The sequence below is a fragment of the Allobosea sp. genome, assembly GCF_030694325.1.
In the GTDB taxonomy this organism is placed as follows: Bacteria; Pseudomonadota; Alphaproteobacteria; order Rhizobiales; family Beijerinckiaceae; genus Allobosea.
The window spans coordinates 1-9,904 of record NZ_JAUXYO010000292.1 but is presented as its reverse complement, the minus strand read 5'-3'; the positions used below and the strand labels follow the sequence as shown (position 1 = coordinate 9,904).

General features: G+C 68.9%; 13 protein-coding genes. 4 read left to right on the top strand and 9 right to left on the bottom strand.

Features of this window, described 5'->3' with window-relative positions:
• Nucleotides 1–104: 104 nt before the first annotated feature.
• From gshB to rsmI, 3 genes are all read right to left on the bottom strand, one after another.
• Nucleotides 105–1,043, bottom strand: coding sequence for a glutathione synthase (gshB, locus tag Q8M82_RS18885; protein WP_305692838.1), 939 nt, complete (start codon nt 1,041–1,043; stop codon nt 105–107).
• Nucleotides 1,044–1,186: 143 nt separating this feature from the next.
• The gene (locus tag Q8M82_RS18880) at nt 1,187–1,567 is read right to left on the bottom strand and encodes a YraN family protein (protein WP_305692837.1); all 381 of its coding nucleotides are present in this window, start codon (nt 1,565–1,567) and stop codon (nt 1,187–1,189) included.
• On the bottom strand, nt 1,564–2,478 hold the full coding sequence (rsmI, locus tag Q8M82_RS18875; RefSeq protein WP_305692836.1) for a 16S rRNA (cytidine(1402)-2'-O)-methyltransferase: 915 nt from the start codon (nt 2,476–2,478) through the stop codon (nt 1,564–1,566). The genes Q8M82_RS18880 and rsmI overlap by 4 nt, the downstream gene beginning before the upstream one ends.
• A 190-nt stretch (nt 2,479–2,668) precedes the next feature.
• On the opposite strand from rsmI, the gene Q8M82_RS18870 reads away from it, so the two are divergent.
• Entirely contained in the window at nt 2,669–3,868 is a 1,200-nt protein-coding gene (locus Q8M82_RS18870) for a penicillin-binding protein activator (RefSeq protein ID WP_305692835.1), read from the top strand.
• 9 nt (nt 3,869–3,877) lie between these two features.
• On the opposite strand, the gene Q8M82_RS18865 is transcribed toward Q8M82_RS18870, so the two are convergent.
• From Q8M82_RS18865 to rph, 5 genes are all read right to left on the bottom strand, one after another.
• The gene (locus tag Q8M82_RS18865; RefSeq protein WP_305692834.1) at nt 3,878–4,207 is read right to left on the bottom strand and encodes a HigA family addiction module antitoxin; all 330 of its coding nucleotides are present in this window, start codon (nt 4,205–4,207) and stop codon (nt 3,878–3,880) included.
• A complete protein-coding gene (locus tag Q8M82_RS18860; RefSeq protein WP_305692833.1) occupies nt 4,207–4,497 on the bottom strand; it encodes a type II toxin-antitoxin system RelE/ParE family toxin in 291 nt (96 codons plus the stop codon). The genes Q8M82_RS18865 and Q8M82_RS18860 overlap by 1 nt, the downstream gene beginning before the upstream one ends.
• 52 nt (nt 4,498–4,549) lie before the next feature.
• Nucleotides 4,550–5,749, bottom strand: coding sequence for a radical SAM family heme chaperone HemW (gene hemW / locus Q8M82_RS18855; protein WP_305692832.1), 1,200 nt, complete (start codon nt 5,747–5,749; stop codon nt 4,550–4,552).
• A complete protein-coding gene (gene rdgB, locus Q8M82_RS18850; protein ID WP_305692831.1) occupies nt 5,746–6,384 on the bottom strand; it encodes an RdgB/HAM1 family non-canonical purine NTP pyrophosphatase in 639 nt (212 codons plus the stop codon). Before rdgB ends, hemW begins: the two co-directional genes overlap by 4 nt.
• Before the next feature lie 163 nt (nt 6,385–6,547).
• On the bottom strand, nt 6,548–7,264 hold the full coding sequence (rph, locus tag Q8M82_RS18845; protein ID WP_192643390.1) for a ribonuclease PH: 717 nt from the start codon (nt 7,262–7,264) through the stop codon (nt 6,548–6,550).
• 148 nt (nt 7,265–7,412) lie between these two features.
• Between rph and hrcA the strand changes: the two genes are divergently transcribed.
• From hrcA to Q8M82_RS18830, 3 genes are all read left to right on the top strand, one after another.
• Nucleotides 7,413–8,498: a heat-inducible transcriptional repressor HrcA gene (gene hrcA / locus Q8M82_RS18840; RefSeq protein ID WP_305692830.1), complete on the top strand. Its 1,086-nt coding sequence runs from the start codon at nt 7,413–7,415 to the stop codon at nt 8,496–8,498.
• Nucleotides 8,499–8,539: 41 nt separating this feature from the next.
• Complete coding sequence (locus tag Q8M82_RS18835; protein WP_305692829.1) at nt 8,540–9,154, top strand: ankyrin repeat domain-containing protein; 615 nt, start codon at nt 8,540–8,542, stop codon at nt 9,152–9,154.
• Nucleotides 9,155–9,248: 94 nt separating this feature from the next.
• Nucleotides 9,249–9,497 (top strand): DUF3297 family protein, encoded by a 249-nt coding sequence (locus Q8M82_RS18830; RefSeq protein WP_305692828.1) that lies wholly within the window; start codon nt 9,249–9,251, stop codon nt 9,495–9,497.
• 7 nt (nt 9,498–9,504) lie between these two features.
• On the opposite strand, the gene Q8M82_RS18825 is transcribed toward Q8M82_RS18830, so the two are convergent.
• Nucleotides 9,505–9,904 (bottom strand): GNAT family N-acetyltransferase (locus Q8M82_RS18825; RefSeq protein WP_305692827.1); only part of this gene is annotated, 400 nt, incomplete at its 5' end.

Genomic DNA, 9,904 nt, shown 5'->3' with positions numbered 1-9,904 from the left:
AAATGGCGGTCTTACAAAGTCGAAATGAAGGACAACGCCAGCGAAAAAGCTGACGTTGCAACGAACGGTGACCTGCGCAAAGCCCTCGATTGACAGGCGCTGCTTCAGCGCTTGCTCTCGATCACGTCAAACAGCTGCGCCGCGAGATCGGGCCCGCCGAGCTTCTTGATCGCGCGCACGCCGGTTGGGGCCGTCACGTTGATCTCGGTCAGCTTGCCATGGATCACGTCGATGCCGACGAGCAGCAGCCCGCGCTCGCGCAGCGAAGGCCCGATCGCCTCGCAGATCTCCAGCTCCTTCTTCGACAGGTCCGTCGGCCGGGCCGCGCCGCCGCGCACCATGTTGGCGCGCAGGTCGCCGACCGCCGGCACACGGTTGACCGCGCCCGCCGCCTCACCATTGATCAGGATAATGCGCTTGTCGCCCTCCGAGATTTCCTTGATGAAGGCCTGCACCACCCAGGGCTCGCGGAAGAGATTGGCGAAGAGGTCGTAGAGCGAGCCGAAATTCGGGTCGTCCTTGCTGGTCTTGAACACCGTCGCGCCGCCATGGCCATAGAGCGGCTTCATCACGATCTCGCCGAACTCGTCGCGGAAGGCCTCGATCTCGGCCTTGTCGCGGGTGATCAGCGTCGGCGGCATCAGCTCCGGGAAATGCGTGACGAAGATCTTCTCGGGCGCATTGCGGACATGGAAGGGGTCGTTGACCACCAGCGTCTTCGGGTGGATGCGCTCGAGCATATGGGTGGTCGAGACATAGGCCATGTCGAAGGGCGGGTCCTGCCGCAGGAGGACGACGTCCAGCGTCGAGAGATCGGTGCGGACCTCGGCCCCGGCGGTGAAATGGTCGCCCTCGACATCGCGCACGGTGACCGGGCGGATCGGCGCCGTCACCTTGCCGTCGCGCATCGAGAGCTTGTCGGGGGTGTAGGTGAACAGCGTGTGCCCGCGCGCCTGCGCCTCGAGCATCAGTGCGAAGCCGGTGTCGCCGGCGACCCGCAGGCGCTCGATCGGGTCCATCTGGATGGCGACGCTGAGGGTCATGATGTGCGCTCCGGTTCTGGAGCGACCTTATCGACTGATGGGCGGGTGATCGGCAAGGGCCAGCGCCCGCGTTGCGCGACGCGCCATCGTGAACTGGAAACATGCGTCAGGCGAGAGAGCGCTGGCCTGAGCTGCCCATCTCCCTACAACCCCAATTCGGCCACCGCCGGAACATGGCGCGGCCAGCGCCAGGGGGCGAGGAAGACCGCGTCCGCGCGCAGGTGATGCGCCATCGCCCAGGGGTTCTGCGCCAGCCACTGCCGGATCCGCGCCTCGACCAGACGGTGCTTCTCGGGGGTGATCGCGACCAGCGCCTCCTCCATCTCACCACGCGCCTTGACCTCGACGAAGGCGATGGTGTGGCCCCGCTTCACGATCAGGTCGATCTCGCCGCCCTTGCCGCCGAAGCGCCGCGCCAGCGGACGATAGCCCTTCAGCCCGAGCCAGAGGATCGCGAGCCATTCCGCGCGCCGCCCCGTGACGCCTGAGCGGCGCGCGCGGTGGCTGCGGGTTGCGCCCGTCACGGCTCCTCCCGCGTCAGTTCGAGCGCGCGGGCATAGACCTTGCGCCGCGGCTGTCCGGTCTCGGCCGCGACCTGTGCGACCGCCTCCTTCAACGAAAGGTCGGCCAGCGCGATCCGCAAGCGCTCGCCGACCGCGTCGCTGGCGGCGCCTTCGGTCTCGGCGCCGGGCGGGCCGATGACCACGACGATCTCGCCGCGCGCCTCTTCCTCGCCCTCGTAATGCGCCGCCAGCGTCGACAGGGGCCCGCGCCGCACGGTCTCGTAGAACTTGGTCAGCTCGCGCGCGACGGCGCCCGGGCGCTCGCCGAGGACGGCCGCCGCGTCCGACAGCATCTCGGCCAGCCGCCGCGGCGATTCGAAGAAGACGAGCGTTCCGGGAATGGCGGCGAGTTCGGTCAGCCGCCCGCGCCGCGCCGCCGCCTTGGGCGGCAGGAACCCCTCGAAGAAGAAACGGTCCGTCGGCAACCCCGCCAGCACCAGCGCCGCCAGTACGGCGGAGGGGCCGGGAATGCCGGTGACCGGCAGGCCCTCCGCGACGACCTCCGCCACCAGCTTGTAGCCGGGATCGGAGACGAGCGGCGTCCCCGCGTCGGAGATCAAAGCGAGCTTGCCGCCCTCGCGCAGCTTCGCGAGCACCTTGGGCCGCATCTGCTCGGCATTATGCTCGTGATAGGGGTAGAGCGGCGTCGAGATGCCGTAATGCGCCAGCAGCGTCTTCGACGTCCGGGTGTCCTCCGCGAGGACGGCGTCCGCCGCCGCCAGCGTCGCCAGCGCGCGAAACGAGATGTCGCGCAGATTGCCGATCGGCGTCGCGACGATGTGCAGGCCTGGCGCCAGCGCTTCCGCCTCCGCCCTGATCCCGAAGACGGTGTAGCTGGGTGCGCGGGGCGCGGCGGGGGTAGGGCTCGACATGGCGGCGAACCTGCCACAGCCGCCGCCGCTGCGCCATCCGCGCGGGCGACCCGCTCCGTCGCCAGCGGCCGCAACTCAGAGTTAACAACTTGAAAATACCCTGCCGCACTGGCAGGAGAGTCCCCACGGTCGGGGGACTGTAACGCCGAACGGGCCTGCATCCGTCCGGCACGAGATCTGGAGATCGCCCGTGTCGCGTCATCCGCTCAGGGAACCGGTCAGCCGCCGTAGCCTGACCTCGCTGGCGGCCCTCGCCTGCCTGTCTCTGGCGGCCTGCAGCGGCGGACCGAGCGGCCTGCCGGGCTTCGACGCCGCCACGCCGCAGACGCAGCCCACGGGCCAGACCATCGGCACCGGCAAGGTCAAGGTCGGGCTGATCCTGCCGCTGACGGCGGAAGGGCAGGGGGCAGTCGTCGGCAATTCGCTGAGGAACGCGGCCGAGATGGCGCTTTCCGAGTTCCCGAATGCCGATCTGACGCTGCTGGTTAAGGATGACCGTGGCTCGCCGGAAGGCGCCCAGGCTGCGGCGCAGGAGGCGATCGCCGAGGGCGCCGAGCTCATCATCGGCCCGCTCTTCGCGCCCTCCGTCCAGGCGGCAGGCCAGGTCGCGCGCGCCGCCAACCGCCCGGTCATCGCTTTCTCCAGCGACACCAACGTCGCTGGCCGCGGCATCTACCTGCTCTCCTTCCCGCCCGAGAACGACGTCAACCGCGTCATCGCCTACGCCTCGCAGCAGGGGCGCAAATCCTTCGCCGCCCTCGTGCCGGACACCGCTTATGGCAAGGTCGTCGAGGCCGCCTTCCAGCAGGCGGTCGCGGGGCGCGGCGGCCGCGTCGTCGTGATCGAGCGCTTCTCGCCGGACACGAATTCCATGGCCGCCGCGGCGAGGCGCCTCGTTCCGGCGCTGCAGCAGGCCGATGCGCTCTTCGTGCCCGCCGCCGCCGACACCATGCCGGCGCTCGGCCTCGCGTTGCAGCAGGCGGGCTACGACCCCGCCAGGGTGAAGCCGCTCGGCACCGGCGTCTGGAACGACGCCAATGTCGCGCGCGTCCCGGCGATCCAGGGCGGCTGGTTCGCCTCGCCCGACACGGCCGGTTTCAACGCCTTCGCCGGCCGATACCAGGCGCGGTTCAACAGCGCTCCCACCCGTACCGCGACGCTCGCCTATGACGCGGTGTCGCTGGCGGCGGCGCTGGCGCGCACGCAAGGGTCGCAGCGTTTCTCGGAATCGGTGCTGACCAACGCCTCGGGCTTCGCAGGCGCCGACGGCGTCTTCCGCTTCCGCCCGGACGGCCAGAACGACCGCGGGCTCGCCGTGCTCGAACTGCGCAACGGCCAGATCGTCACCGTCAACGCCGCCCCGCGCGATCTCGGACCGCGCACGCAGTAGTCGCAGTCGTCAGGCGGCTTTCGGTGCAGGCACGAAGGGCTTGACGTCGATGCTGCCCGCGCGCTTCCGCGCCTGGGCGATGTCGAAACTGTTCTGCATGCGCATCAGCGTCTCCATGGACAGCCCAAAGGCCTTCTCGAAACGCAACGCCATCTCGGCGGAGAGCGCAGCGCGCTCGTTCAGCAGGGCGGACAGGGCCGGGCGCGTGACCCCCAGAACGGCTGCGGCTGCCGTCACCGACAATTCGGCGGGTTCGATGATTTCGGACTTGAGGAAGCTTCCGACATGCGGCGGGGCTTTCAGCCGGTAGCCTTCGCGGGGAGCGGTTTCATCATCCATCAGTGGTAATCCTCGTAGTCCAGATCGATGATTTCGATGTCGTTCTGTTCGATACGGAAGGTCAGGCGCCAATTCTTCGTCACGAACAGGCTCCAGACACCCTTCCGGTCGCCCGTCAGCAGGTGAGCCTTCCAGGGCGGGACGAAACGAAGCTCGTCCGGGCCCTGCATGTCCTGCAGGAAGGCGATCATCTTGCGGAGCTTGTCGACGACCTGCGGCTGAAGGCCCGACGCATCGTCCGCCTCGACCAGCCGGCGCAAGCCCCTGTGCCTGACATTCCGGATTCGCATTGCCGGACGATATAGCAGCCTAGCCTCGCGTCGTAAAGCGAGGCTTTACGCTTTACGCCGCCAGATCGGCCACCACCGCGTCCAGCACCAGCGCACCCTCGGCCGTGCAGGCGAGCTTGCCGCCGGGCTTGCGGACGAGCAGCCGGTCGAGCACGAGGCTGGTCACCCGGCGCTCGTTCAGCGCGCGGCCCGACAAAGCCTTGAACACGGCCGGGTCTATGCCCTCGACCAGCCGCAGCCCCATCAGCAGATATTCGTCGCCCTGCGCCTCGGTGGATAGCCGCTCGTTCTCGACCAGCGCCCGGCCCTCCGCCTCGACGCGCTCCAGCCAGGCCTCGGGCCGCTTTTCGGTCGAATGGGCCATCCGGCCCTCGCTCGTCACCAGCCGGCCATGGGCGCCGGGGCCGATGCCGGCATATTCGCCATAGCGCCAGTAGACGAGGTTGTGTCGGCACTCCGCGCCGGGGCGGGCATGGTTGGAGATCTCGTAGACCGGCAGGCCGTGCCTGGCCGTGATCTCCTGCGTGATCTCGTAGAGCGCGGCGCCCGCCTCATGGTCCGGCACGGCGAGCTTGCCGGCCTTGAACAGCCGCTCGAACATCGTGTCGGGCTCGATGGTGAGCTGGTAAAGCGACAGATGCTCGGCGGCATGGCTGATCGCCAGTTCCAGCTCCGCCCGCCACAAAGCCGGCGTCTGATGCGGCGAGCGGGCATAGATCAGGTCGAAGGAGTAGCGCTCGAAATACTTGCGGGCGATCGCGACCGCATCCAGCGCCTCGCGCGTCGAGTGCATCCGCCCGAGCGCCTTGAGATCGGCATCGTTGAGCGCCTGCACGCCGAGCGACACCCGGTTGACGCCGGCGGCGCGGAAATCGGCGAAGCGGCCGGCCTCGACGCTGGTCGGGTTGGCCTCGAGCGAGACCTCGCAATGCGGGTCGATCGCCCAGGCCTCGCCGATCGCGTCGAGAATCGCGCCGACGGTGCGGCCTTCCATCAGCGAGGGCGTGCCGCCCCCGAAGAAGATCGAGGTGACGGTCCGCCCCGGCGCCAGCGCGGCCCGATGGGCGATCTCGCGCCGGAAGGCTGAGACATAGCGCGCCTGGTCGGGCGGCTGCAGCCGGACATGCGAGTTGAAGTCGCAATAGGGGCATTTGGCCAGGCAGAAGGGCCAATGCACATAGACGGCAAAGCCCGCATCCGCGGTCGGATGCAGGATCGGGGAGGTCGGCGCGAGGGCGGCCGCGCCGCTCACGCGGGAGCCCTGAGGCAGGCGGCCGCCAATTGCTTGAAGGCGCGCGCCCGGTGGGAGAGCGCGTCGTCCGCGCCGCTTTTCACGGTGCTCGTCATCTCCGCGAAGGTCACGTCGTAGCCGTCGGGCTGGAAGATCGGGTTGTAGCCGAAGCCGCCCGTCCCGCGCGGGGCATCGACGATGCGGCCATGGACGCGCCCCTCGAACAGCTCCTCATGGCCGTCCGGCCAGGCGATCACCAGAGCCGAGACGAAATGCGCCTTGCGCTGGTCCGGCGCGGTCGCGCCACGCTTGGCCATCTCGGCGAGAACGCGCGCCATCGCCGGCTTGAAGTCCTTGCCCGGGCCGGCCCAGTTGGCCGAGAACAGCCCCGGCGCGCCGTCCAGAGCATCGACGCAGAGGCCGGAATCGTCGGCCAGCGCCGGCAGGCCGGAGGCTTTCGCCGCCGCCTGCGCCTTGATGGCGGCGTTCTCGGAGAACATGTAGCCGGTCTCGTCGGGCTCGGGCAGGCCGAGTTCGCCGGCCGAGACCAACTCGATCCCGAAGGGCGCCATCAGCTCGCGCATCTCGACGAGCTTGCCCTTGTTGTGGGTCGCGATCACGACTTTGCCGGTGAGGAGGCGGTGTTGTGCCGTCATTCCGGGGCGCTCCGCAGGAGCGAGCCCGGAATCCATGAACACAGGTCGTTATAGATCGAACACATGGCCAGCTCGTTCAAAGGTCTTCGCTATATCCGGAGGAGACGGTGGTCATGGATTCCGGGCTCTTCGCTGCGCGAAGCCCCGGAATGACGGCGGCTGTTCAGGCCACCGCCGCCTTCTGCAGCGCCACCAGCTTGCTCACCCCGCCCTTGGCGAGGCGCATCAGCGCCATCAGCTCCTCCTCGGAGAAAGGTGCGCCCTCGGCCGTGCCCTGCACCTCGACGAGGCCGCCGGAGCCGGTGATGACGAAATTGGCGTCGGTCTGCGCGCCGGAATCCTCGACGTAATCGAGGTCGAGCACCGGATTGCCGGCGACGATGCCGCAGGAAATCGCCGCGACATGGTCCTTCAGCGGGTTGGCGCCCTTCAGCATCGAGCGCGCCTCCATCCACTTCAGCGCGTCGTGCAGCGCCACCCAGGCGCCGGTGATCGAGGCCGTGCGTGTGCCGCCATCGGCCTGGAGCACGTCGCAGTCGACGACGATCTGGCGCTCGCCGATCGCGGTCAGATCGACCACGGCGCGAAGCGAGCGCCCGACCAGCCGCTGGATCTCCTGCGTGCGGCCGGACGGCTTGCCGGAGGTGACCTCGCGGCGGTTGCGCTCATGCGTGGCGCGCGGCAGCATCGCATATTCGGCGGTGACCCAGCCCTTGCCGGTACCGCGCAGCCAGGGCGGACCCTTCTCCTCGACGGTCGCGGCGCAGAGCACCCTCGTCTCGCCGAAGGAGACCATGCAGGAGCCTTCCGCATAGCGCACCACGCCGCGTTCGAGCGTGACCTTGCGCATTTCGTCTGCGGCGCGTTTTGAGGGTCGCATGGCGATTTCCTGATTGTTCGGGGTTGGCGGCTTGTAGGCGGTCGCCGCGGGTGCGGCAAGGCGGACCGGGGTCGCATGCGTTTTCGCTTGATCGGGCGCCGCTGCGGATCAACAATAAGCCCATGTCGAGAAAGCCGTTTCGCTGCAGATGAGCGCCCATACGCCGCGTCCCGACACCGCTAGCGGACTGATCGAGACCGATCAGCGCTCGCGCGAGATCTTCCGCCAGATCGTCGACGGCTATCTCGCCACCGGCGAGCCGGTCGGCTCGCGCAACATCGCCCGCCTGCTCCCGATGGCGCTATCGCCGGCGACGGTGCGCAACGTCATGACCGATCTCGAATTGGCGGGGCTCATCTACGCCCCCCACACCTCCGCGGGCCGTCTCCCGACGGAGAGGGGCCTGCGCTTCTTCGTCGATGCGATGATGGAGGTCGGCAACCTCACCGCCGAAGAGCGCACCCGCATCGAGGCGCAGATGAAGGCCGCCGCCACCGGCCGCACGCTCGACGGCACGCTGACCGAGGCCTCGGCCCTGCTCTCGGGCCTGTCGCGCGGGGCGGGCGTCGTCGTCACGACCAAGGCCAATGCCCGGTTGAAGCATATCGAGTTCGTCCGGCTCGACCCGACGCGCGCGCTCGTCGTGCTCGTCGCCGATGACGGCACGGTCGAGAACCGGCTCCTGAGCCTGCCGCCCGGCCTGCCGGCCTCCGCGCTGACGGAGGCCGCCAACTTCCTCAACGCCCGCATCCTCGGCAAGACGCTGGGCGAGTTGCGCGCCGAGATTGCCCAGCATCGCGAGCAGATGGAGCGCGAACTCGACTCGCTGACCGCGCGGTTGGTCGAAAGCGGCATCGCCACCTCCTCGGGCCCGAGTTCCGACCGCCACCTCATCGTGCGCGGCCAGGCCAATCTGCTGGAGGACCTCAAGGCGCAGGAGGATCTCGAGCGCATCCGCCTGCTCTTCGGCGATCTCGAGACCCAGACCGACGTCATCGACCTGCTGGCGCGGGCCGAGGCCGGCGACGGCGTGCGCATCTTCATCGGCTCCGAGAACAAGCTGTTCTCGATGTCCGGCTCTTCGATGGTCGCCGCCCCCTTCCGCGATGCCGAGCAGCGCATCGTCGGCGTCGTCGGTATCATCGGCCCGACGCGGCTGAACTATGCCCGCATCGTGCCGATGGTCGACTACACCGCCAAGGTGGTCGGCCGCCTGCTGGACGGGGCGCGGTGAGGCCGATCCGCTCTTGGTGCGGCTTCGCCCTGGGGTTGATGATGACGTGCAGTCCCGCCCTGGCCGCTGGCGCCACCCTGATCGAGGCTGCGGCCGCGGGCCGCGTCGACGAGGTCGCGCGCCTGATCCAATCCGGCGCTCCGCTGGAAGCACAGGATGCGCAAGGGCGGTCCGCGTTGCTGCGCGCGGTCGCCGGCGACCATGTGTCCGTCGCGAAGACCCTGCTCGAGGCCGGCGCGAGTCCCAATACCCGCGCCGCCAACCGCGACACGCCCTGGCTGCTCGCGGGAGCCCTGGGCCGGGCCGAAATCATCGCCGCGATGCTGCCGCGCAAGCCCGACCTGTCGATCCGCAACCGCTATGGCGGCAATGCGCTGATCCCCGCCTGCGAGCGCGCCCATGTCGAGGCGGTCAAGCTCCTGCTGACCAGCGGGATCGACCTCGATCACATCAACGATCTCGGCTGGACCTGCCTGCTGGAGATCGTGATCCTTGGCGATGGTGGCCCTCGCCACCAGCAGGTCGCGCGGCTGGTTCTCGACGCCGGGGCCAACCCCAGCCTCGCCGACAAGGACGGCGTGACGCCTCTCGCCCATGCCCGCCAGCGGGGCCAGCAGACGATCGCACGCATGATCGAACAGGCCGGCGGCCGCTGAAACCCCGCGATTTGGCATCGCTGCCGGATCGCGCTACCTGTGCGCCAACGCGGCCCGGCCGCCATCCGACACGCGATTCCCGAGGGGTCCGCCCATGACCGACACGCTGCCCGACCGGCTCTCTTCCAACCCCAACAGCCCCTTCTATGACGAGGAACTGTTGTCGCGGGACATCGGCGTCCGCTTCAAGGGCGTCGAGAAGACCAATGTCGAGGAATACTGCGTCAGCGAAGGCTGGGTGCGCCTGACCGCCGGCAACGCCAAGGACCGCTTCGGCAATCCGATGACGGTCAAGCTCAAGGGCGAGGTCGAGCCCTATTTCCGCAAGCCCTCCGAAGGCTGAAGCCGCCTCAGCGCAGATCCTTGTAGAAGAAGGTCGAGCCGCAGTCGCTTCCATCCGGCATCAGCGCGTAGCGCGGGATCGTGCCGAGTTCGGTCCAGCCAAGTTTGGTATAGAGCCGGCGCGCGTCGCCGTTCTCGTCGGTGTCCAGCACCAGCAGGTCGCGTTTCGCCTGTCGCGCGGCCGCCTCCGCCGCCTGCATCAGGGCCGCGCCGAGACCGCGCCGCCGCGCGCGCGAATGCACCAGCACCTTGGCGATTTCGGCGCGATGCGGCTGGTTTGGTTTGCCGACGAGTTGCAGTTGGGCCGTGCCGACGATCTCTCCGGCCGATCGGGCGACAAAGAGAATGACGCGCCCCGCCACGACGTCTTCCACGACGCCTGCCCAGAACGCGGCGTAGTCGGCCGGC

What these genes read in the sequence shown, in the direction of transcription:
- gshB (WP_305692838.1), bottom strand. Translation starts at nt 1,043, where the DNA reads ATGACCCTCAGCGTCGCCATCCAGATGGACCCGATCGAGCGCCTGCGG.
- rsmI (WP_305692836.1), bottom strand. Translation starts at nt 2,478, where the DNA reads ATGTCGAGCCCTACCCCCGCCGCGCCCCGCGCACCCAGCTACACCGTC.
- Q8M82_RS18865 (WP_305692834.1), bottom strand. Translation starts at nt 4,207, where the DNA reads ATGGATGATGAAACCGCTCCCCGCGAAGGCTACCGGCTGAAAGCCCCG.
- Q8M82_RS18860 (WP_305692833.1), bottom strand. Translation starts at nt 4,497, where the DNA reads ATGCGAATCCGGAATGTCAGGCACAGGGGCTTGCGCCGGCTGGTCGAG.
- rdgB (WP_305692831.1), bottom strand. Translation starts at nt 6,384, where the DNA reads ATGACGGCACAACACCGCCTCCTCACCGGCAAAGTCGTGATCGCGACC.
- rph (WP_192643390.1), bottom strand. Translation starts at nt 7,264, where the DNA reads ATGCGACCCTCAAAACGCGCCGCAGACGAAATGCGCAAGGTCACGCTC.
- hrcA (WP_305692830.1), top strand. Translation starts at nt 7,413, where the DNA reads ATGAGCGCCCATACGCCGCGTCCCGACACCGCTAGCGGACTGATCGAG.
- Q8M82_RS18835 (WP_305692829.1), top strand. Translation starts at nt 8,540, where the DNA reads ATGACGTGCAGTCCCGCCCTGGCCGCTGGCGCCACCCTGATCGAGGCT.
- Q8M82_RS18830 (WP_305692828.1), top strand. Translation starts at nt 9,249, where the DNA reads ATGACCGACACGCTGCCCGACCGGCTCTCTTCCAACCCCAACAGCCCC.